Origin of the sequence: Pseudomonas wenzhouensis, from assembly GCF_021029445.1 — a bacterium.
GTDB lineage: Bacteria > Pseudomonadota > Gammaproteobacteria > Pseudomonadales > Pseudomonadaceae > Aquipseudomonas > Aquipseudomonas wenzhouensis.
Window position 1 is genome coordinate 136926 of the sequence record NZ_CP072610.1, and the last position, 20942, is coordinate 157867.

At 61.6% G+C, this 20942-nt stretch carries 20 protein-coding genes and 1 riboswitch; of the genes, 16 read left to right on the plus strand and 4 right to left on the minus strand.

Going from position 1 to position 20942, the window contains the following annotated elements; all coding sequences use genetic code 11:
* Positions 1 to 2 precede the first annotated feature (2 nt).
* The 12 genes from atpB to glmS all read left to right on the plus strand — a co-directional run bounded on the left by atpB (position 3) and on the right by glmS (position 11470).
* Entirely contained in the window at positions 3 to 821 is an 819-nt protein-coding gene (gene atpB / locus J7655_RS00645) for a F0F1 ATP synthase subunit A (protein ID WP_230926114.1), read from the plus strand.
* A gap of 65 nt (positions 822 to 886) precedes the next feature.
* The gene (gene atpE / locus J7655_RS00650) at positions 887 to 1114 is read left to right on the plus strand and encodes a F0F1 ATP synthase subunit C (RefSeq protein ID WP_003241387.1); all 228 of its coding nucleotides are present in this window, start codon (positions 887 to 889) and stop codon (positions 1112 to 1114) included.
* Between the two features lie 86 nt (positions 1115 to 1200).
* Positions 1201 to 1671 carry a F0F1 ATP synthase subunit B gene (locus tag J7655_RS00655; protein ID WP_024306123.1) on the plus strand — a complete coding sequence of 157 codons (471 nt, stop codon included), beginning with the start codon at positions 1201 to 1203 and terminating at the stop codon, positions 1669 to 1671.
* Positions 1672 to 1683: 12 nt separating this feature from the next.
* Complete coding sequence (locus J7655_RS00660) at positions 1684 to 2220, plus strand: F0F1 ATP synthase subunit delta (RefSeq protein WP_084341359.1); 537 nt, start codon at positions 1684 to 1686, stop codon at positions 2218 to 2220.
* Between the two features lie 15 nt (positions 2221 to 2235).
* On the plus strand, positions 2236 to 3780 hold the full coding sequence (gene atpA, locus J7655_RS00665; RefSeq protein WP_230926115.1) for a F0F1 ATP synthase subunit alpha: 1545 nt from the start codon (positions 2236 to 2238) through the stop codon (positions 3778 to 3780).
* A 48-nt stretch (positions 3781 to 3828) separates the two neighbouring features.
* Positions 3829 to 4692, plus strand: coding sequence for a F0F1 ATP synthase subunit gamma (gene atpG, locus J7655_RS00670; protein ID WP_059391034.1), 864 nt, complete (start codon positions 3829 to 3831; stop codon positions 4690 to 4692).
* A 30-nt stretch (positions 4693 to 4722) separates the two neighbouring features.
* Positions 4723 to 6099, plus strand: a complete 1377-nt coding sequence (atpD, locus tag J7655_RS00675) for a F0F1 ATP synthase subunit beta (RefSeq protein WP_230926116.1) — start codon at positions 4723 to 4725, stop codon at positions 6097 to 6099.
* Positions 6100 to 6178: 79 nt separating this feature from the next.
* Positions 6179 to 6613, plus strand: a complete 435-nt coding sequence (locus J7655_RS00680; RefSeq protein ID WP_012020330.1) for a F0F1 ATP synthase subunit epsilon — start codon at positions 6179 to 6181, stop codon at positions 6611 to 6613.
* A gap of 125 nt (positions 6614 to 6738) precedes the next feature.
* Positions 6739 to 8097: a bifunctional UDP-N-acetylglucosamine diphosphorylase/glucosamine-1-phosphate N-acetyltransferase GlmU gene (gene glmU, locus J7655_RS00685; RefSeq protein WP_230926117.1), complete on the plus strand. Its 1359-nt coding sequence runs from the start codon at positions 6739 to 6741 to the stop codon at positions 8095 to 8097.
* 56 nt (positions 8098 to 8153) lie between these two features.
* Entirely contained in the window at positions 8154 to 8765 is a 612-nt protein-coding gene (locus J7655_RS00690) for a LysE family transporter (RefSeq protein WP_230926118.1), read from the plus strand.
* Positions 8766 to 8838: 73 nt separating this feature from the next.
* The gene (locus J7655_RS00695; protein ID WP_230926119.1) at positions 8839 to 9609 is read left to right on the plus strand and encodes a DeoR/GlpR family DNA-binding transcription regulator; all 771 of its coding nucleotides are present in this window, start codon (positions 8839 to 8841) and stop codon (positions 9607 to 9609) included.
* Positions 9610 to 9619: 10 nt separating this feature from the next.
* On the plus strand, positions 9620 to 11470 hold the full coding sequence (gene glmS, locus J7655_RS00700; protein ID WP_230926120.1) for a glutamine--fructose-6-phosphate transaminase (isomerizing): 1851 nt from the start codon (positions 9620 to 9622) through the stop codon (positions 11468 to 11470).
* A 52-nt stretch (positions 11471 to 11522) separates the two neighbouring features.
* Here glmS and map read toward each other — a convergent pair whose 3' ends face one another.
* Together map and J7655_RS00710 are read right to left on the minus strand one after the other, a co-directional pair.
* A complete protein-coding gene (gene map / locus J7655_RS00705) occupies positions 11523 to 12302 on the minus strand; it encodes a type I methionyl aminopeptidase (protein WP_230926121.1) in 780 nt (259 codons plus the stop codon).
* The gene (locus J7655_RS00710) at positions 12299 to 12511 is read right to left on the minus strand and encodes a ParD-like family protein (RefSeq protein ID WP_039965463.1); all 213 of its coding nucleotides are present in this window, start codon (positions 12509 to 12511) and stop codon (positions 12299 to 12301) included. The genes map and J7655_RS00710 overlap by 4 nt, the downstream gene beginning before the upstream one ends.
* Before the next feature lie 187 nt (positions 12512 to 12698).
* Here J7655_RS00710 and J7655_RS00715 point away from each other — a divergent pair, with 187 nt between their 5' ends.
* Positions 12699 to 12929, plus strand: coding sequence for a hypothetical protein (locus J7655_RS00715; RefSeq protein ID WP_230926122.1), 231 nt, complete (start codon positions 12699 to 12701; stop codon positions 12927 to 12929).
* A 222-nt stretch (positions 12930 to 13151) separates the two neighbouring features.
* Here the strand turns inward: J7655_RS00715 and cobM are convergent, their stop codons facing one another.
* Both cobM and J7655_RS00725 read right to left on the minus strand, forming a co-directional pair.
* Positions 13152 to 13907 carry a precorrin-4 C(11)-methyltransferase gene (gene cobM / locus J7655_RS00720; RefSeq protein WP_230926123.1) on the minus strand — a complete coding sequence of 252 codons (756 nt, stop codon included), beginning with the start codon at positions 13905 to 13907 and terminating at the stop codon, positions 13152 to 13154.
* On the minus strand, positions 13904 to 14341 hold the full coding sequence (locus tag J7655_RS00725) for a cobalamin biosynthesis protein (protein WP_230926124.1): 438 nt from the start codon (positions 14339 to 14341) through the stop codon (positions 13904 to 13906). Before J7655_RS00725 ends, cobM begins: the two co-directional genes overlap by 4 nt.
* An 86-nt stretch (positions 14342 to 14427) precedes the next feature.
* Positions 14428 to 14623: riboswitch (cobalamin riboswitch) on the plus strand.
* A 94-nt stretch (positions 14624 to 14717) separates the two neighbouring features.
* Between J7655_RS00725 and cobW the strand changes: the two genes are divergently transcribed.
* The 3 genes from cobW to J7655_RS00740 all read left to right on the plus strand — a co-directional run bounded on the left by cobW (position 14718) and on the right by J7655_RS00740 (position 20930).
* Entirely contained in the window at positions 14718 to 15770 is a 1053-nt protein-coding gene (gene cobW, locus J7655_RS00730; protein WP_230926125.1) for a cobalamin biosynthesis protein CobW, read from the plus strand.
* A gap of 70 nt (positions 15771 to 15840) precedes the next feature.
* Complete coding sequence (gene cobN / locus J7655_RS00735) at positions 15841 to 19587, plus strand: cobaltochelatase subunit CobN (protein WP_230926126.1); 3747 nt, start codon at positions 15841 to 15843, stop codon at positions 19585 to 19587.
* A gap of 362 nt (positions 19588 to 19949) precedes the next feature.
* On the plus strand, positions 19950 to 20930 hold the full coding sequence (locus J7655_RS00740; protein ID WP_230925834.1) for an IS110 family RNA-guided transposase: 981 nt from the start codon (positions 19950 to 19952) through the stop codon (positions 20928 to 20930).
* The last annotated feature ends 12 nt before the right edge of the window (positions 20931 to 20942 follow it).

The following is a 20942-nucleotide window of genomic DNA, read 5'->3' on the forward strand; positions in this document are numbered from 1 at the left end:
TTATGGCTGATACCCCAGCAGAATATATCCAGCATCACCTGCAGAACCTGGTCTACGGCGCTCATCCGGACAAGGGCTGGATCATTGCCCAGACCCCGGAAGAAGTGAAAGCGATGGGCTTCTGGGCCGTCCACGTGGACACCCTGGGCTGGTCCCTGTTCATGGGCCTGATCTTCGTCACCCTGTTCCGCATGGCTGCCAAGCGCGCGGTGACTGGTGTGCCGACCGGCCTGCAGAACATGGCCGAGATGTGCATCGAATTCGTCCAGGGTATCGTCAAGGACACCTTCCACGGCAAGAACCCGCTGGTTGCGCCGCTGGCCCTGACCATCTTCGTCTGGGTGTTCCTGATGAACAGCCTGAAGTGGATCCCGGTCGACTACATTCCTGGTCTGGCTTCGCTGTTGGGCCTGCCGTACTTCAAGATCGTTCCCACCGCTGACCCTAACGGTACCTTCGGTATCTCCCTGGGCGTGTTCCTGCTGATCATTTTCTACAGCATCAAGGTCAAGGGCATCGGTGGCTTCACCAAGGAACTGTCGTTCACCCCGTTCAATCACTGGGCGCTGATTCCTTTCAACCTGTTCCTGGAAATCATCGGCCTGCTGACCAAGCCGCTGAGCCTGGCCCTGCGTCTGTTCGGCAACATGTATGCCGGTGAAGTGGTGTTTATCCTTATCGCGTTGCTGCCCTTCTACGTTCAGTGGGGTCTCAACGTGCCATGGGCTATCTTCCACATCCTGGTAATCCCGCTGCAGGCGTTCATTTTCATGGTGCTGACCGTGGTGTATCTGAGTGCTGCGCACGAAGATCACCACTGATCGACATCGAAAACCCGAAAACCCCTAACTCGTAACCTTAACCTCTAAAAACTCTGGAGCTAACTATGGAACTCGTCTACATCGCCGCTGCCATCATGATCGGTCTGGGTGCCCTGGGTACCGGTATCGGCTTCGCCCTGCTGGGCGGCAAGCTGCTGGAATCCACCGCTCGCCAGCCTGAGCTGGGCCCGCAGCTGCAAACCAAGACCTTCCTGATGGCTGGTCTGCTCGACGCCGTTCCGATGATCGGTGTGGGTATCGCGATGTACCTGATCTTCGTTGTCGCGGGTTAAGAGTTCCTGAGTTCGAGGCAGCATGATGAGTGCTGCCTCTTCAGGCTTTTCTTCCCTGAACACGAGATAGCACGAGGTAAATCGCTGTGAACATTAACCTGACCCTGTTCGGTCAAACGATTGCCTTCGCTATTTTCGTCTGGTTCTGCATGAAGTTCGTATGGCCGCCGCTGACGCAGGCCATGCAGGAACGCCAGAAGAAAATCGCAGAAGGTCTGGATGCTGCCGGGCGCGCCGAGCGCGATCTGCAGTTGGCCCAGGAACGCGCTGCCCAGATGCTTCGTGAAACCAAAGAGCAAGCTGCCGAGATTCTCGACCGGGCGAACAAGACCGCCAACGCAATCGTCGAAGAAGCCAAGGCTCAGGCCCGCTCCGAAGGTGAAAAGCTGATCGCTGGCGCCAAAGCCGAAATCGATCTGGAAGTGAACCGTGCCAAGGATCAACTGCGTTCGCAGGTAGCAGCTCTGGCTGTCACCGGCGCCGAGCAGATCCTGCAGTCCTCCGTGGACGGCGCTGCGCACAACGATCTGGTCGCAAAACTGGCCTCTCAACTCTAAGCGAGGCTCGCGATGATCAATACCAACACGCTCGCTCGGCCCTACGCGAAAGCCGCGTTTGAGTTTGCCAGTGCTGCACAGCAGGCCGATGCCTGGCTGAACATGCTGTCGTTGTCGGCAGCTGCCGTTCAGACGCCGGCCGTGGCTCAGCAGTTGGTCAACCCGGCGTTGACCGATGAGCAGAAAGTCAATGTACTGGCGCAGGTTTGTGCCGGTCACATCGACGCTTCGTTCAGCAACTTCCTGCGTTCGCTGGGCAGCAACGACCGACTGTCGCTGTTGCCGGTGGTACGCGAACAATTCGCCGTGCTGAAGGCTGAAGCCGAACGCGCCCTCGATGTCGAGGTCGAGTCGGCTTTCGAGCTTAATGCCGAACAATTGCAAACTCTGGCTGCCGCCCTTTCCAAGCGGCTCGATCGCACCGTCCAGCCCAAGCCCGTAGTCAATCCCGCCCTGATCGGCGGCGTTGTCATTCGTGCAGGTGACCTGGTCATCGACGGTTCGGTCCGCGGCAAGCTGAACAAGCTGGCCGAAGCGTTGAAATCCTGATTTGAGGGAACTGGCATGCAGCAACTGAATCCTTCCGAAATTAGCGAAATCATCAAGCAGCGCATTGAGTCGCTTGATGTAACCGCTCAAGCCCGTAATGAAGGCACCATCGTCAGCGTTTCCGACGGTATCGTGCGCATTTACGGCCTCGCCGACGTTATGTACGGCGAGATGATCGAATTCCCTGGTGGCGTCTACGGTATGGCCCTGAACCTGGAGCAAGACTCCGTGGGTGCCGTGGTACTGGGTAGCTACCTGACCCTCGCCGAAGGCATGAGCGCCAAGTGCACCGGCCGCATCCTGGAAGTCCCGGTTGGTCCGGAACTGCTGGGTCGTGTGGTCGACGCACTGGGTAACCCGATCGATGGCAAAGGCCCGATCAACGCCGCCGCTAGCGACGCCGTTGAAAAGGTTGCGCCGGGCGTGATCTGGCGTAAGTCGGTCGACCAGCCGGTGCAGACCGGTTACAAGTCGGTCGATGCCATGATCCCGGTAGGCCGTGGTCAGCGTGAGCTTGTCATCGGTGACCGTCAGATCGGTAAGACTGCTCTGGCCGTCGACGCAATCATCAACCAGAAAGACAGCGGCATCCGCTGCGTCTACGTCGCCATTGGTCAGAAGCAATCGACCATCGCCAACGTGGTACGCAAGCTGGAAGAAGCTGGCGCCCTGGCCAACACCATCGTGGTTGCAGCCTCGGCTTCTGAATCCGCTGCGCTGCAGTTCCTGGCGCCGTACGCCGGCTGCACCATGGGTGAATATTTCCGTGACCGCGGTGAAGACGCACTGATCGTATACGATGACCTGTCTAAACAGGCTGTTGCATACCGTCAAATTTCACTGTTGTTACGTCGTCCACCAGGACGTGAAGCTTACCCTGGTGACGTTTTCTATCTCCACAGCCGTCTGCTGGAGCGCGCTTCCCGCGTTTCCGAAGAGTATGTCGAGAAGTTCACCAATGGCGCCGTGAAGGGCAAGACTGGCTCGCTGACGGCTCTGCCTATCATTGAAACCCAAGCTGGTGACGTTTCTGCATTCGTACCAACAAACGTAATTTCGATTACAGATGGTCAGATCTTCCTGGAATCTAACCTGTTTAACTCTGGTATTCGTCCAGCGGTTAACCCAGGTATTTCAGTATCTCGTGTTGGTGGTGCTGCTCAGACTAAAATCATTAAGAAACTGTCTGGTGGTATCCGTACTGCACTTGCTCAGTATCGTGAACTGGCTGCTTTCGCCCAGTTCGCTTCTGACCTGGACGAAGCCACCCGCAAGCAGCTCGAGCACGGTCAGCGCGTTACCGAGCTGATGAAGCAGAAGCAGTATGCGCCGATGTCCATTGCCGAAATGTCGGTGTCCCTGTATGCAGCCGAGCGTGGCTTCCTGCAGGACGTCGAAGTCGCCAAGGTCATCAGCTTCGAGCAGGCTTTGATCGCCTTCTTCAAGCGTGATCACGCCGACCTGATGGCGAAGATCAACGAGAAAGGTGACTTCAACGACGAGATCGACGCTGGCCTGAAAGCCGGTATCGAGAAGTTCAAGGCCACCCAAACCTGGTAACCGCAGCGGGGGCTTCGGCCCCCGCCTGCTTGAACCAAAAGGTGTGAAATGGCAGGCGCAAAAGAGATTCGCAGCAAGATTGCGAGCATCAAAAGCACGCAAAAGATCACCAGCGCCATGGAAAAAGTGGCGGTCAGCAAAATGCGCAAGGCTCAACAGCGCATGGCTGCCGGTCGCCCCTACGCCGAGCGTATTCGTCAGGTGATTGGTCACCTGGCCAAGGCGAACCCGGAATACCGCCACTCGTTTATGGTGGAGCGTGATGTAAAGCGCGTCGGTTATATCGTGGTGACCTCGGATCGTGGTCTGTGCGGTGGCTTGAACATCAACCTGTTCAAGGCGTTGTTGAGAAGCCTGAAGGAATGGCGCGACCAGAAGGTCGAGGCCGATTTCTGCGTGGTGGGCAGCAAGGGCGCGAGCTTCTTCCGCAGCAACGGGGGCAACGTGGTTGCCGCCATCAGCAAGCTGGGTGAAGAGCCGTCCATCAACGACCTGATCGGTAGCGTCAAGGTCGTGCTGGATGCCTACGCCGAGGGCCGTATCGACCGCCTGTATCTGGTGTCGAACAAGTTCGTCAACACCATGACGCAGAAGCCGGAAGTGCAGCAGTTGCTGCCGCTGGCCGCCAGCGATGCGCAGGGTGTACAGAAAGGTCTGTGGGACTACGTGTACGAGCCGGACGCCCAGCAACTGCTGGATGCCCTGTTGGTACGCTACATCGAGTCGCAGGTCTATCAGTCCGTGGTCGAGAACAGCGCGTGCGAACAGGCTGCGCGGATGATCGCGATGAAGAACGCAACCGACAACGCCGGTGAGCTCATCAAAGACCTGCAGCTGGTTTACAACAAGGCGCGTCAGGCAGCGATCACCCAGGAAATTTCGGAAATCGTCGGCGGCGCTGCCGCGGTTTAAGAACGGTTCAAATATTCAGAGGAACCAAAGATGAGTAGCGGACGTATCGTTCAAATCATCGGCGCCGTTATCGACGTGGAATTCCCGCGCGATCAGGTGCCGAACGTATACGAAGCCCTGAAGGTACAGGGCGCTGAAACCACCCTCGAAGTTCAGCAGCAGCTGGGCGACGGCGTGGTGCGTACCATTGCCATGGGTTCGACCGAAGGCCTCAAGCGTGGCCTGGACGTCAACAGCACTGGCAAGGCCATCTCCGTACCGGTCGGTAAAGCGACCCTGGGCCGGATCATGGACGTGCTGGGCAACCCGATCGACGAAGCCGGCCCCATCGGTGAAGAAGAGCAGTGGGAAATCCACCGCGCTGCACCGAGCTACGCCGAGCAAGCCGGTGGCAACGACCTGCTGGAAACCGGCATCAAGGTAATCGACCTGGTCTGCCCGTTCGCCAAGGGCGGTAAAGTTGGTCTGTTCGGTGGTGCGGGTGTTGGTAAAACAGTAAACATGATGGAACTGATCCGTAACATCGCGATTGAGCACTCAGGTTACTCAGTGTTCGCGGGTGTTGGTGAGCGTACTCGTGAAGGGAACGACTTCTATCATGAAATGACCGACTCAAACGTTCTGGATAAAGTATCACTGGTTTATGGCCAGATGAATGAGCCACCAGGAAACCGTCTGCGCGTTGCGTTGACTGGTCTGACTATGGCTGAGAAATTCCGTGACGAAGGTCGTGACGTACTGCTGTTCGTTGACAACATTTATCGTTACACCTTAGCAGGTACTGAAGTATCAGCACTGTTAGGTCGTATGCCATCAGCGGTAGGTTATCAGCCAACGCTGGCGGAAGAGATGGGTGTTCTGCAAGAACGTATTACCTCCACCAAGAAAGGCTCCATTACTTCGATCCAGGCCGTCTACGTACCTGCGGACGACCTGACCGACCCGAGCCCGGCGACCACCTTCGCCCACTTGGACGCCACTGTTGTACTGAGCCGTCAAATCGCATCTCTGGGTATCTACCCAGCGGTTGACCCTCTGGATTCTACTAGCCGTCAGCTGGACCCGAACGTGATCGGCCAGGAGCACTACGAGACCGCTCGTGGCGTTCAGTCTATTCTGCAACGTTACCAAGAACTGAAAGATATCATTGCAATTCTGGGTATGGATGAACTGTCTGAAGAAGACAAACTGGTTGTTGCTCGTGCTCGTAAGATCCAGCGCTTCCTGTCTCAACCATTCTTCGTTGCTGAAGTATTTACCGGTTCACCAGGTAAGTTCGTTTCCCTGAAAGACACTATTCGTGGCTTCGGCGGTATCCTGAACGGTGATTACGACCACCTGCCAGAACAAGCGTTCTATATGGTAGGCGGCATCGACGAAGCCATCGAGAAAGCCAAGAAACTGTAAGTAACGGGTGCGCCCTCCAGAGGGCGTCCGGGCCGGATAGGGCTGCAGCCTGATCCGGCCTCTCAACCGAGGCATTGTTATGGCTATGTCAGTCCACTGCGATATCGTCAGTGCGGAAGAAGAGCTGTTCTCGGGGCTGGTGGAAATGGTCATCGCCCACGGTCACCTCGGTGACCTGGGTATCCTGCCGGGCCACACCCCGCTGCTGACCGATCTCAAGCCGGGTCCGGTGCGAGTGATCAAGCAGGGTGGCACCGAGGAGGTGTTCTACATCTCCGGTGGCTTCCTGGAAGTTCAGCCGAGCATGGTGAAGGTACTTGCCGACACCGCCGTTCGTGCCGGCGACCTGGATGAAGCCGCTGCCATCGAGGCGCGCAAGGCGGCCGAGAAGGCGCTGAGCGAAAAGGGCACCGAGTTCGACTACGGCAGTGCGGCAGCACGCCTGGCCGAGGCTGCTGCCCAGCTGCGCACCATCGAAGAGATGCGCAAGAAGTTTGGCGGCCGCAGCCGCTGATCGCGTATCGCGGTATCACGCAAAGGGGCGACTTAGGTCGCCCCTTTGCGTTTCTGGCAAAATAGCGTTTTTCGTCTGCGGCTCTTTCCCGCCGCCGCCACATTCTGCCCAGCAAGGAGCTTTCTATGAGTCTGGATATCGTCATTCTGGCCGCCGGCCAGGGCACGCGGATGCGTTCGGCGCTGCCCAAGGTGCTGCACCCGGTCGCCGACAAACCCATGCTCGGGCATGTCATCGACACCGCGCGCAGCCTGCAGCCGCAGAGCATCCAGGTGGTGATCGGCCATGGCGCCGACACCGTGCGTGAGCGCCTGGCCGCCGATGACCTGAATTTCGTCATCCAGGCCGAGCAGCTGGGTACCGGTCATGCCGTGGCTCAGGCGCTGCCGCAGCTCAGCGCTGATACCGTACTGATCCTCTACGGCGATGTGCCGCTGATCGAAACGGCTACCTTGCAGCGTCTGCTGGCGCTGGTCAGCGACAACCAGCTGGGCCTGCTTACCGTCGAACTGGCCGATCCGACCGGTTACGGCCGTATCGTGCGCGATGGCAGCGGTGTGGTGCAGGCCATCGTCGAACACAAGGACGCCAGCGACGCGCAGCGGCAGATCCGCGAAGGCAACACCGGCATCCTCGCCGTGCCCGGCAAGCGCCTGGCTGACTGGTTGGGCCGTCTGTCCAACAGCAACGCCCAGGGTGAGTACTACCTCACCGACGTGATCGCCATGGCCGTGGCCGATGGCCTGACCGTGGCCACCGAGCGTGCCGCGGACGAAATGGAAGTGCTCGGTGCCAACGACCGCATCCAGCTCGCGCAGCTCGAATGCCACTACCAGCAGCGCATGGCCCGTCGCCTGATGGCTCAGGGCGTCAGCCTGCGCGATCCGCATCGCTTCGATGTACGCGGCGAAGTCAGCGTTGGCCGCGACGTGACCATCGATATCAACGTCATCCTCGAAGGCAAGGTGATCATCGAGGACGATGTGCAGATCGGCCCGAACTGCGTGATCAAGGACTCGGTGTTGCGCAAAGGCGCCATCGTCAAGGCCAACAGCCACCTGGACGGCGCCGAGATGGGCGAGGGCGCCGATTGTGGCCCGTTTGCCCGCCTGCGTCCTGGCAGTAAGCTGGGTGCCAAGGCCCATGTGGGTAACTTCGTCGAGCTGAAGAACGCCGTGCTGGGCGAGGGCGCCAAGGCCGGCCACCTGAGCTACCTGGGCGATGCCGAGATAGGTGCCCGCACCAACATCGGTGCCGGCACCATCACCTGCAATTACGACGGTGCCAACAAATTCCGCACGGTCATGGGCGAGGATGTGTTCATCGGCTCCAACAGTGCGCTGGTGGCCCCGGTAACGCTAGGCGACCGCGCCACCACGGGCGCCGGCTCGGTGGTGACCAGCGACGTGCCGGCCGATACGCTGGCAGTGGGTCGGGCCAAGCAGCGCAATATCGAAGGCTGGAAGCGCCCCACCAAGAAGTGAACCCGATTGGGCCTGGGTGACCGGGCCTGTGGATAACCTGCCGGAGGCAGCTCTGTATGCTCGGTGTGACGGATTACGCCGCCTTCGTGGTGGCCTTCATCATCCTCCTGGCCATTCCTGGCCCGGGTAACCTGGCGTTGATCCTCTCCACCGGCAAGGGCGGTATTCGCGGCGGACTGGCCTCGACCTTCGGTATCATCTTCGGCGACCAGGTGCTGCTGTGGCTGGCGGTGGCCGGCGTTGCTGCGCTGCTCAAGGCCTATCCGGCGGCGTTCCATGTCGTGCAGTGGCTCGGTGCGGCCTACCTGGTCTACCTCGGCATGCGCATGATTCTGGCCAAGCCGGGGGCGGCGCCGACACTGGAGATCAAGCCGCGGCAGTACCTGTGGCAAACCCTGGTGATCACGGTCTTCAACCCCAAAGCCATCATTTTCTACATGGCCTTCTTCCCGCTGTTCATCGATCCGCAAAAGCATCAGGGACTGACTACGTTCGCTTTCATGGCCGTGACCATCATGGCGCTGACCTTTCTCTACGGCCTGCTCGTCGTACTGCTGACGCACTTTCTCGCCGAGCGTATGCGCGCCAACCCGCGTATCGCTCGTGGTCTCGAGAAGCTGGCGGGGCTGTGCCTGGTCGGCTTCGGGGTCAAACTGACATTGAACTGATCGACGGAATCTTGCGGAGCTTTCGATCATATGTTTTGATTCGCGCCGTTATCTTTCGAATCGAAACTTAAGCATGTCGAAGCGCAACACGCCGCAACGTCGCCACACCATCCTCGCCCTGCTCGCCGAGCAGGGCGAAGTGAGCGTGGACGCCCTGGCGCAGCACTTTGCCACCAGCGAAGTGACCATCCGCAAGGATCTTGCTGCGCTGGAAAAGAACGGCCTGTTATTGCGTCGTTACGGCGGTGCCGTGCCGGTGCCGCAGGAGTTGTTCAGTGAGCCGACGCAGGCTGTCTCCCCGTACAAGCAGGCAATTGCCCGCGCCGGTGTGACGCGCATCCGCGAGCACGCGCGGATCATCATCGATAGCGGCACCACCACGGCAGCGATGATCCCACAGCTTGGCTACAAGCCCGGGCTGGTGGTGATGACCAACTCGCTCAACGTAGCCAACGCCCTGCGCGATATCGAGCACGAGCCGGTGCTGCTGATGACCGGTGGCACCTGGGATCCGCATTCGGAATCCTTCCAGGGCCAGGTGGCCGAGCAGGTGCTGCGTTCCTATGACTTCGACCAGTTGTTCATCGGCGCCGACGGCATCGACCTGGAGCGTGGTACCACCACCTTCAACGAGCTGCTCGGCCTGTCGCGAGTCATGGCCGAGGTGGCTCGCGAAGTCATCGTCATGGTCGAAAGCGACAAGATCGGTCGGCGCATTCCCAATCTGGAACTGCCCTGGGGCAGCGTCCATACCCTGATTACCGACGAGCGCCTGGATGCCCAGGCCGCCGAACAGATACGCGCGCGTGGCATCCAGCTGTTCCTCGCGCCGCTGGAAAACTAAGGAGAGCCCCATGTGCGGAATCGTAGGCGCCATCGCTGAGCGCAATATCACCCCGGTCCTGGTCGAAGGCCTCAAGCGCCTGGAGTACCGCGGCTATGACAGCGCCGGCGTGGCGCTGCTGACCGAGCAGGGCGCGCTGGATCGCCGCCGCCGCGTGGGCAAGGTCAGCGAACTGCAGGCCGCCCTGCAGGCCGAGCCGCTGGCCGGGCGTCTGGGCATCGCCCACACCCGCTGGGCCACCCATGGCGCGCCGAGCGAGCGCAATGCCCACCCACACTTCTCCGGCCATGAGCTGGCCGTGGTGCATAACGGCATCATCGAGAACCACGAAGCACTGCGCGAGCGCCTCAAGGGCCTTGGCTACGTGTTCAGCTCCGACACCGACACCGAAACCATCGTCCACCTGCTCGAGCACAAGCTGCAGCAGCTCGGCGACCTGACCGCCGCTCTAAAGGCCGCCATCCCTGAGCTGCACGGCGCATACGGCCTGGCGGTAATCAGCGCCAAGCAGCCGGATCGCCTGCTCGCCGCGCGCAGTGGCAGCCCGCTGGTGATCGGCCTGGGTCTGGGGGAGAACTTCCTTGCCTCCGATCAACTGGCCCTGCGCCAGGTCACCGACCGCTTCATGTACCTGGAAGAAGGTGATATCGCCGAGATCCGCCGCGACGGCGTGCAGATCTGGGACGCCGCCGGCAATCCGGTGCAGCGTGAAGCCGTGCAGTACCACGAAGGCGCCGAAGCCGCCGACAAGGGCGAGTACCGCCACTTCATGCTCAAGGAAATCCACGAGCAGCCCAAGGTGGTGCAGCGCACCTTGGAAGGTCGTCTGGGCAGCGACCATGTACTGGTGCAGGGCTTCGGCCCGCAGGCGGCCGAGCTGTTCGCCAAGGTGAAGAACGTGCAGATCGTCGCCTGCGGCACCAGCTACCACGCCGGCATGGTCGCCCGTTACTGGCTGGAAGAGCTGGCCGGGATTCCCTGCCAGGTCGAAGTGGCCAGCGAGTTCCGTTACCGCAAGGTGGTGGTGCAGCCGGATACCCTGTTCGTCAGCGTCTCGCAGTCCGGCGAAACCGCCGACACCCTGGCCGCGCTGCGCAACGCCAAGGAGAAGGCGCCGGGGCAGGGTGGCTACCTGGCCAGCCTGGTGATCTGCAACGTCGGCACCAGCTCGCTGGTGCGCGAATCCGACCTGTGCCTGCTGACCCAGGCCGGCCCGGAAATCGGCGTGGCCTCGACCAAGGCCTTCACCACCCAGCTGGTCGGCCTGATGCTGCTGACCCTGGCTCTCGGCCAAGTGCATGGAACGCTGGACAAGCCGCTGGCTGCCGAACTGGTGGAAGAACTGCGTCGCCTGCCGACCCGCCTGGGTGAAGCGCTGGCCATGGACAAGACCGTGGAGAAAATCTCCGAGCTGTTCGCCGAGAAGCACCACAGCCTGTTCCTCGGCCGTGGCGCGCAGTATCCGGTGGCCATGGAAGGGGCGCTCAAGCTCAAGGAAATCTCCTACATCCATGCCGAGGCCTACCCGGCTGGTGAGCTCAAGCACGGCCCGCTGGCCCTGGTGGATGCCGACATGCCGGTGGTCACCGTGGCGCCGAACAACGAGCTGCTGGAAAAGCTCAAGTCCAACCTGCAGGAAGTGCGCGCCCGTGGCGGTGAGCTGATCGTCTTCGCTGACCAGCAGGCCGGCATGAGCAACGGCGAGGGCACCCATGTGGTGGCCATGCCGCATATCCACGACCTGCTCGCGCCGATTCTCTACACCGTGCCGCTGCAGCTGCTGTCGTACTACGTCGCCGTGCTCAAGGGCACCGACGTCGACCAGCCGCGCAACCTGGCCAAGAGCGTCACGGTCGAATAAGACCGCCTGGGAAGAAAAAGCCCGTCCAGATGGACGGGCTTTTGCGTTTCTGTCATGCCGAAATGCTGCTCAGGTGCAGTTCCTCGGGGCGCAGCGTCAGCACGCGCACACCGTCGCGGGTGACCGCCACGGTATGTTCGAACTGCGCCGAGAGCTGGCCGTCGCGCGTCACCACCGTCCAGCCGTCGCGCAGGGTGCGTACGTCCGCCTTGCCCTGGTTGAGCATGGGTTCGATGGTGAAGGTCATGCCTTCGCGTAGCGTCAGGCCGGTGCCGGGTTTGCCCCAGTGCAGGACTTCGGGTGGTTCATGCATTTCCTGGCCGATGCCGTGGCCGCAGTAGTCGCGAACCACCGTATAGCCGTGGGCGCGAGCGTGCCGTTCGATGGCATGACCGATATCGCCCAGGCGGGCGCCGGGTTTGACGGCTGCGATGCCTTTGCACATCGCTTCATAGGTCACGCGAGTGAGCTGACGCGCCTGGTCCGAGACCTCGCCGATCAGGTAGGTCTTGCTCGAATCGGCGATATAGCCGTTCTTTTCCAGGGTGATGTCGAAATTCACCAGATCGCCATCGCGCAGGATATCGTCGGTGCTGGGTACGCCATGGCACACCACCTCGTTGCGCGACGTGTTCATGGCGTAGGCGAAACCATACTGCCCCTTGCTCGCCGGACGTGCCTTGAGTTCGTTCACGATGTAGTTATCCACAAGGTTATTGACCTGCAGAGTGGACATGCCGAGCAGATCCAGACGATCCAGATAACCGAAGACGGACGCCAGCAGCCGGCCGGATTCCGCCATCAGGGCAATCTGCGCGGGCGTCTTTCTCATGACGCATCCGCCATTCTTGGCGGAACCACCAGGCCGGCGGCACGCATCTCGGCGGCCATGACCTCGTTGAAACTCAGGGTCGGGTTCATCTCGCAGAGCATGCCGATACGAATCCAAAAGCCTGCCTGGGCATTGATGGAACGGCTGGAGACGCTGCTCGCCCGGCGGATTTGGTCATGCAGTTCGTCATCGATATTGACGATGCCCATGGAAACTTCCTCGTATATGTTTCGTATATGAATCATATAGAGCTTACCCGTAAATTTCATCCGGTATGCGCTGAGTCTGATGGCCGTCAGCGCCGCTTAGTGCTTCGATCCCTTAAACTGGGCGGTAAATCCGCTGACTGGCCCGGTTCAGAGTCGGCTCGCTGGAGTCATGTGTAGAGGAGAAAGGATGAAGCGCGCAGATGTGAAACGCAGATCGGACCAAGGGGTGCTGTTCGACACCCAGGTCATGGTCAATCCGGCCAATACGGCCGAATGGATCGTGTTCTTCAAGAAAGACGCAGGTCGCAGCTTCTTTCTGGTGGACGAAGCCGAGCAGGTGGAGAGTTTCTCCAACCTGAACAAACTGATGGTGGAGTTGCGTGCGTTGGGGATCAAGCGGGTCGAGGTACAGCTCTGATCCAGAGTTGCTAACAATTGGCGTGGATCATCCTGTGGATATCCTGGTGATAGCCGGCTGGAACCCTCTGATGCTGGGGCCTTCAGGCATTTGTACAAAAACTGAGCCGCAGTGAATGGCTATCCACAGTATGCTGGGATAACTTCCGTACTTTCTTGTTGATAAGTTGCCGAAAGCCTTTGCGGGCAGGGCTTTCAGCGATTTGTGCAGTTTATCGCCAGGTCAGTCACGACCGGGACGATAGAGGTGCCGATGGGCTGCGTCGTACAGCGCCGACTCGGCAAAGGCGCCCGGATCGAGCACGCGCCCGACCAGGATCAACGCCGTACGGCGGAAATCCCTGGTGGCGACCCTTTCTTCGATATCGGCCAGGGTGCCCAGTACCCAGTCTTGATCCGGCCAGCTTGCTCGGTGGATAACCGCGATGGGGCAGTCGGCGCCATAGTGTGGCAGCAGTTCATCGACGATGGCCGGCAGATGGCGTACGCCGAGGTGGATGGCCATGGTCGCGCGGTGTCGCGCCAGGTCATGCAATTGCTCGCCCTCGGGCATCGGCGAAGTGCTGCCGTAGCGGGTGAGGATCACCGTCTGGGCGATGCCCGGCAGGGTCAGCTCGCTTTCCAGCAGCGCCGCGCAGGCAGCGGTGGCGGTGACGCCGGGGATGATTTCGAAAGGGATATCGAGCGCGCGCAACTCGCGAATCTGCTCGCCGATTGCGCCGTACAGCGAGGGGTCGCCGGAGTGCACGCGGGCTACGTCCTGGCCACGCTTATGGGCCTGGTGCAGCAGTGTGATGATCTCGCCCAGATTCAGTTCGGCAGTGTTCACCACCTGCTCGGCGCTGTGGCCCTGCAACACGGCTTCGGGAACCAGCGACCCTGCATAGAGAATCACCGGGCATTTGTGGATAAGCCGCTGGCCTTTGACGGTGATCAGTTCGGGGTCGCCGGGGCCGGCGCCGATAAAGTAGACGGTCATGCGGATTCTCTATCGAATGTGGCCAGCGCACAGGTGGCGCTGGCACTGCGGTTTTTCTCGCCGAGCAGGCAGGGCGATGCGCCCATACGCGCCGCCAGTGCGAGGGCGCAAGGCTCGGCTACGGCAGGGCTGCTTGTAGCTGCCAAGGTCAATGCATTGCCGATTGCCATGGCCTGATAGGTACTCAGTTGCTCGGGTGCGAAGAACACCAACTCCAGGCCCAGATGCTCGGCCAGACCATGTAGGCCGGCTTCGTTACGCTTGTGGGCGATGCTGGCCAGGCCGGCTAAGTTGTCCACCGTCAGCTCATGTTGAACCAGGTTGTGGATAAGCAGGTCGAGCAGTTCGTCCTGGCTGCAGCCACGGCGACACCCCAACCCGGCAACAACCTTTATCGGTGAGGTGGATGGGCGATCAGAGGCGGTTGGCAACATGAGCGGCATTCGGCTTGAGCGGTGGCCTAGCTCATCATGGCACCTGCCAGCGGTCAACCGCGATTGACCGGCCGCTGCGGCCTGCGTAGCCTTCTCGTTTTCGAGGTTCTTCCCGGCTAGCCGCCGGGGAGCTAAGAGGGAACAGGGTCGATGCCCTGGCTGCCCCCGCAACTGTAAACGGTCTTAAACCCTTCGATACACCACTGCTCAACAGCGGGAAGGTGAAGGGCGCGCAACGCGCAGACCGTGAGCCAGGAGACCTGCCTCGATAATCAGCCAACTGCTCGGACGGGGTGATCCGACGCGGCCAGCATGCCCTTGCGTGCCTGTCTGCGCGTACCCGTTCGCCGAACTTACCGACGCCACGGGACCCCTGATGAAAACCCTCGCCAAACTGCCTGTCACCATCGTCACCGGTTTTCTCGGTGCCGGCAAAACCACTCTGCTGCGCCACCTGCTGGCCAATGCCGGCGGCCGCCGTATCGCGGTGATCGTCAACGAATTCGGCGAGCTGGGCATCGATGGCGAGATCCTCAAGCAGTGTTCCATCGGCTGCAGCGAGGAAGAGGCTGTGGGCCGCGTCTTCGAGCTGGCCAACGGCTGCCTGTGCTGCACCGTGCAGGAAGAGTTCTTCCCGGTGATGCGCGAGCTGGTGGCGCGTCGTGGCGATCTCGACCACATCCTGATCGAGACCAGTGGCCTGGCGCTGCCCAAACCGCTGGTGCAGGCCTTCAACTGGCCGGAAATCCGCAACGCCTGCACGGTCGACGCGGTGATCACCGTGGTCGACAGCCCGGCCGTGGCTGCCGGCACCTTCGCCGCCTTCCCCGACCAAGTGGACGAGCAGCGCAAGCTCGACCCTAACCTGGATCACGAATCGCCGCTGCACGAACTGTTCGCCGACCAGTTGGCCAGCGCCGACCTGGTGATCCTCAATAAGGCTGACCTGCTCGATGCCGAGGCGTTGGCTGCCGTGCGCGCCGAGGTGGCCGAGGAACTGCCGCCAGCGGTCAAGGTGATCGAGGCGCATGGCGGTGATCTGCCCATCAGCGTGCTGCTGGGCCTGAACAGCGAAACCGAGCTGCACATCGACAGCCGCCGTACCCACCACGACGATGAAGACGAGGATCACGATCACGAGGAATTCGACTCGTTCCACGTGGAACTACCGGAAACCGAGGAGCCGCGCCTGCTCGCCGCGTTGAAGGACGCCGTGGCCAAGTACGGCATCCTGCGCGTTAAGGGCTTCGCGGCGATCCCGGGCAAGCCCATGCGCCTGCTGGTGCAGGGTGTGGGCCAGCGCTTTGACCGCCACTTCGACCGCGCCTGGCAAGCCGACGAGCCTCGCCTAAGCCGCTTAGTGCTGATCGGCCAGCAGCTCGACCGTGCGGCCATCGAGGCCGAGCTGAAAGCGGCGCTGGCTCGATAATGATCGCCCGCAAGCGGGCTCCACACACCCTGTAGGAGCCCGCTTGCGGGCGATGTGCTTGGATTCGTAGATGCACTTACTACGCACTCAGCCCGGCGCCCAACTGCCGGCCGATAGCATCGCCGACCTCGGCCAGACGCCTGCCGAGCTGGTGCTGCTGTGCACGGGGGATTCGCACCTGTCGTTGCTGGCCGAAGCCGCCCGGCAACTGCCGGACGACTACCCCAGCCTGCGCCTGGCCAGCCCGGCGCAACTGAGCAACAACGCCTCGATCGATTTCTACGTCGAGCAGGTGCTGCAGCATGCCAAGGTCATCCTGATCTCGGTGCATGGTGGGGTGAGTTACTGGCGCTATGGCGTCGAGCGCCTGGTGGAGCTGGGCGCGCGCGGTGCCACGGTGATCATGGTGCCGGGTGACGACAAGCCCGATCCGGAGCTGAATGCGCTCGGTAATGTCAGCGAAGAAGACAGCCAACGCCTCTGGCAGTACCTGCGCCAGGGCGGCTTGGACAATGCCCGCCAGTTGTTCCGCTGCATCGGCAACCGCTGGCTGGGGCGTGATGACACGTGGCAGGAGCCGCAGCCGTTGCCGCGTGTCGGCCTTTACCACCCCCAGCGCAGCCCGGCGAAGCTGGCTGACTGGCAGGTGCAATGGCAGCCGGATGCGCCCGTGGTGGCGCTGCTGTTTTACCGCAACCATGTGCAATCGGCGAACACCGCCTTCGTCGATACCTTCTGCGCGCACCTCGTTAGTCAGGGCCTCAACCCGCTGCCGATTGCCGTGGCCAGCCTCAAGGAGCCTGCCTGCCTGGATCAGGTGCAGGCCTGGCTGGACGAAACCAGCGCTGCGCTGATCATCAATACCACCGGCTTCGCCCTGTCCAACCCCGAGGCGCCACAGGCGCGGGTGTTCCGTCGCGATATCCCGGTGCTGCAGGCCATCTGCTCGCTGGAAAACCAGGCGCAGTGGCAGGCCAGCGCCCAGGGCCTGGGTTCGCGCGACCTGGCCATGCACGTGGTGCTGCCTGAGCTGGATGGACGGCTGATAGGCACCGCCATCAGCTTCAAGGGGCTTGCCTGGCGTAGCGAGCGCAGCCAGAGCGACGTGGTGTGCTACCAGGCGCATGAGCAGGGTATGGCTTATGTCGCGGAACTGGCGCGGAACTGGTGCCAGTTGGCGATCAAAAGCAACGATCAGAAGCGAATCGGCTTGATCCTGGCCAACTACCCGACCCGCGATGGCCGCATTGGTAACGGCGTCGGCCTGGATACACCGGCTGCTGCGCTGAATATTCTCCGCGCGCTACAGGCCCAGGGCTATCCAGTGGATAACCTGCCGGAGAGCGGCACCGCACTTGTCCACAGCCTGCTCGGCGGCGTTACCAACGACCTGGACGGCCTGGATACGCGCCCCTGTACGCAAAGCCTGGCGCTGGACGACTATCTGGCGTTTTTCCACAGCCTGCCGCTGGCCAACCAGCAGGCGGTGCGTGAGCGCTGGGGCGAGCCGCAGGACGATCCGATGTTCCGCAGCGGGCGGATGATGGTGGCCGGCTTGCGCTTCGGCCTGACTTTCGTCGGCATCCAGCCGGCGCGCGGCTATCAGCTCGACCCGGCGGCGGTGTACCACGACCCCGACCTGGTGCCGCCACACGGCTATATCGCCTTCTACGCCTGGTTGCGTAAAGCGTTCGCTGCTGATGCGCTGATCCATGTCGGCAAGCACGGCAATCTGGAGTGGCTGCCGGGCAAGAGTGTCGGCCTCTCCGAGGGCTGCTGGCCGCAGGCGCTGATCGGCCCGCTGCCCAACGTCTACCCCTTTATCGTCAACGACCCGGGCGAGGGCGCGCAGGCTAAGCGGCGTACCCAGGCGGTGATCATCGATCACCTGATGCCACCGCTGACCCGCGCCGAAAGCTACGGCCCGCTGCGCGATCTGGAGCGGCTGGCCGACGAGTATTACGACGCCAGCCAGCTCGACCAGCGCCGCGCCGTTGAGCTGCGTGGCGAGATTCTGGCCAAGGTGCGCGAAGCCAGCCTCGACCGCGAACTGGGCCTGCAACTCAACGACGATGCCGATAGCTGGTTGCCGCAGCTCGACGCCTACCTGTGCGACCTCAAGGAATCGCAGATTCGCGATGGCCTGCATGTGTTTGGCGAGTCACCCGCCGGGCAACTGCGCCGTGACACCCTGCTAGCGCTGCTGCGCATCCCCCGTGGCGATGGCCAGGGCGCCAATGCCAGCCTGCTGCGCGCGCTAGCCCGTGGCCTGGAACTGGGCCTCGATCCGCTGGATTGCGATATGGGCCAGCTCTGGCAAGGGCTGCGTCCACAGGCCTTGCAGGCTGTGGATAACAGCCTGTGGCGTACCGTCGGCGATACCCGCGAACGCCTGGAGCTGTTGACGCTGAGGCTGATCGAGCAGCGCCTGGCAGGCGAGCGCATCGAGGCTTTCGGCGCCGAGGTGGCGCTGATCTTCGATGGTCTGGCCGAGCACGTTGCGCCGCTGCTGGATGCCTGCGGCGACGCCGAGATAGGTGGCTTGCTGGCGGCGCTTGAGGGGCGTTTCGTCCCTGCCGGGCCGAGCGGCGCGCCGAGTCGCGGGCGTCTGGATGTGCTGCCCACCGGGCGTAACTTCTTCACCGTCGACGTGCGCCACCTGCCCACGCCCACCGCCTGGCGCCTCGGCGTGCAGGCGGCGGATCGCCTGCTGGAGCGCCATCTGCAGGATGAAGGCGACCACCTGCGTCAGCTCGGCCTGTCGGTGTGGGGTACGGCGACCATGCGCACCGGTGGCGACGATATCGCCCAGGCCCTGGCACTGCTGGGCGTGCGCCCGGTCTGGCAGCCGGGCAGTCAGCGTGTCGAACGCTTCGAGGTCTTATCGCTGGAACAGCTCGGTCGGCCACGGGTGGACGTCACCCTGCGCGTGTCGGGGTTCTTCCGCGATGCCTTCAGTAACCTGATTCGCCTGTTCGACGAGGCCGTGCAGGCGGTGATCGAGCTGGACGAGCCGGAAGACATGAATCCGCTGTCGGCGCGGGTCTGGCGCGAGTCGCTGACACTCAAGGACGACGGTCTGGATGAAGCCGAAGCGCGGCGCCAGGCCGGCTGGCGGGTGTTCGGCGCCAAACCGGGCGCCTATGGCGCCGGGGTACAGAACGCCATCGAGGAGCGGCTGTGGCAAAGCCGTGCGGATCTGGCCGAGGTGTACCTGAACTGGGGCGGCTACGCCTACGGCAGCGGCGCCGAGGGGCTGCCTGCGCGGCAGCGCTTCGTCGAGCGCCTGGAGCAGATGCAGGCGGTGCTGCACAATCAGGACAACCGTGAGCACGACATCCTCGATTCCAACGACTACTACCAGTTTCAGGGCGGCATGCTGGCGGCAGTGGAAACCCTGCGTGGGCTCAAGGTGGCCAGCTATCACGGCGATAACAGCCAGCCGGATACGCCGCGCATTCGCACCTTGAAGGAAGAACTCAACCGCGTGGTACGGGCTCGCGCCGCCAATCCCAAGTGGATCGAGGGCATGAAGCGCCACGACTACAAGGGCGCCTTCGAGCTGGCCGCGACCATCGACTACCTGTTCGCCTTCGACGCCACTAGCGAACTGGTCGACGACCACCAGTACGCGCTGCTGACCGATGCCTACCTGCTCGACAAAGACACCCGCGACTTTATCCAGCAGCACAATCCCGGCGCGCTCAACGATATCCTCGAACGCCTGCTGGAAGCCCAGCAACGCGGCTTGTGGGAGAATCCCGGCGACTACCGCGAAGCGCTGGAAAACTTGCTGCTCGATAGTGAGGAATCATGAGGCGACCCGTTCCCGTAGGGTGGGTTAGCCGCCTGTTGCAATGCCTAGGTTTCGCTCCGAAGCGGGTACGGCGTAACCCACCATCGGCGCCACACGGTATATCGCCTGGTGGGTTACGCGGCGCGCGGCTCTCCTGCGCGGCTGCAGGATCGGCGTTCAGCGCCGCTAACCCACCCTTGTATTTTGTTTTTGCTCAAGTCGCTCTTGAGCACAAGGCACCCGGATGCCGTATCCACCCTTGGCGACAAGGCCGTGATGTAGATTTCGCACCGGTTTGCCTGCTTTAACTTGCCAGAGATCGGACAGTATCTTCGACCCGGCCAAGCCGTGAGTCAGCATTCACAAGGTGGATCGCGCAAGCCATGAGCTCTTTTGACTTCATCCCTCTGGGAATCGACATATCCAAGAAGAAAATCGATTGCGCCCTGATGCTGGGTGCAAAATTCAAGAACAAGGTCTTCGCCAATAACCCCGAAGGGTTTGTCGGGTTGTGCGCTTGGATCGATCAGCACGCCCAAGCAACAGTGCACATCTGTATGGAGGCTACGGGCATCTACTGGGAGGCAGTGGCTGTACATCTGGCCAATGCGGGGCATCGCGTCAGTGTCATCAATCCAGCCCTGGCCAAAGCCCATGCTCAATCGCTGGGTCTGCGTAGCAAGACTGATGCAATCGATGCAAAGGCGTTGGCTGATTATTGTCGGCAACGACAACCTGCCCTTTGGGTTGCTCCATCACTTTCGGAGCAGCGGTTAAAAGCGCTGGTACTGCGCCTTCAAGGCCTAGTGACCATGCGCACCGAGGAAAAGAACCGGATCGAGTCGGCCCGTGACTCGGTGCGTGAAAGTCTGGACAAGCACCTGCAATGGCTCGACGAAGAGATCAAGCGTATTGAACTGCAGATATCCCAGACGCTTGATGATGACCCGACGTTACGAGGCAAGCGTGAGCTGCTGATCTCCATCCCTGGTCTTGGGGAACGCACCTTATCCGTTCTATTGGCCTACGGCCTGGGAGGAGAACGCTTCGACAAGGCGCGCCAATTCGTTGCCTTTGCCGGCTTGAGCGTGCGTGCGTATGAGTCTGGCAGCAGCGTCAGGGGCAAGCCGCGGATGTCCAAGGTCGGTCACTCACGGCTGCGCAGTGCGCTGTACATGCCCGCGATGGTGGCTCTGTACAGAACCGACTGGGGGCGTCGCTATCGTGACCGGCTTGCCGGTAACGGCAAGCCAGCCAAAGTCATCATCGGTGCCATGATGCGCAAACTCGTGCATGTGGCCTTTGGCGTGCTGAAGTCCGGACGAAAGTTCGACCCCGAACTCCATGTCGCTTGCGCCAGATAACAGTATCTACGG

Bases quoted from the DNA above. Each gene is read 5' to 3' on its own strand.
- atpB (WP_230926114.1), top strand. From the start codon at position 3: ATGGCTGATACCCCAGCAGAATATATCCAGCATCACCTGCAGAACCTG.
- atpE (WP_003241387.1), top strand. From the start codon at position 887: ATGGAACTCGTCTACATCGCCGCTGCCATCATGATCGGTCTGGGTGCC.
- J7655_RS00660 (WP_084341359.1), top strand. From the start codon at position 1,684: ATGATCAATACCAACACGCTCGCTCGGCCCTACGCGAAAGCCGCGTTT.
- atpA (WP_230926115.1), top strand. From the start codon at position 2,236: ATGCAGCAACTGAATCCTTCCGAAATTAGCGAAATCATCAAGCAGCGC.
- atpG (WP_059391034.1), top strand. From the start codon at position 3,829: ATGGCAGGCGCAAAAGAGATTCGCAGCAAGATTGCGAGCATCAAAAGC.
- atpD (WP_230926116.1), top strand. From the start codon at position 4,723: ATGAGTAGCGGACGTATCGTTCAAATCATCGGCGCCGTTATCGACGTG.
- J7655_RS00680 (WP_012020330.1), top strand. From the start codon at position 6,179: ATGGCTATGTCAGTCCACTGCGATATCGTCAGTGCGGAAGAAGAGCTG.
- glmU (WP_230926117.1), top strand. From the start codon at position 6,739: ATGAGTCTGGATATCGTCATTCTGGCCGCCGGCCAGGGCACGCGGATG.
- J7655_RS00690 (WP_230926118.1), top strand. From the start codon at position 8,154: ATGCTCGGTGTGACGGATTACGCCGCCTTCGTGGTGGCCTTCATCATC.
- J7655_RS00695 (WP_230926119.1), top strand. From the start codon at position 8,839: ATGTCGAAGCGCAACACGCCGCAACGTCGCCACACCATCCTCGCCCTG.
- glmS (WP_230926120.1), top strand. From the start codon at position 9,620: ATGTGCGGAATCGTAGGCGCCATCGCTGAGCGCAATATCACCCCGGTC.
- map (WP_230926121.1), bottom strand. From the start codon at position 12,302: ATGAGAAAGACGCCCGCGCAGATTGCCCTGATGGCGGAATCCGGCCGG.
- J7655_RS00710 (WP_039965463.1), bottom strand. From the start codon at position 12,511: ATGGGCATCGTCAATATCGATGACGAACTGCATGACCAAATCCGCCGG.
- J7655_RS00715 (WP_230926122.1), top strand. From the start codon at position 12,699: ATGAAGCGCGCAGATGTGAAACGCAGATCGGACCAAGGGGTGCTGTTC.
- cobM (WP_230926123.1), bottom strand. From the start codon at position 13,907: ATGACCGTCTACTTTATCGGCGCCGGCCCCGGCGACCCCGAACTGATC.
- J7655_RS00725 (WP_230926124.1), bottom strand. From the start codon at position 14,341: ATGTTGCCAACCGCCTCTGATCGCCCATCCACCTCACCGATAAAGGTT.
- cobW (WP_230926125.1), top strand. From the start codon at position 14,718: ATGAAAACCCTCGCCAAACTGCCTGTCACCATCGTCACCGGTTTTCTC.
- cobN (WP_230926126.1), top strand. From the start codon at position 15,841: ATGCACTTACTACGCACTCAGCCCGGCGCCCAACTGCCGGCCGATAGC.
- J7655_RS00740 (WP_230925834.1), top strand. From the start codon at position 19,950: ATGAGCTCTTTTGACTTCATCCCTCTGGGAATCGACATATCCAAGAAG.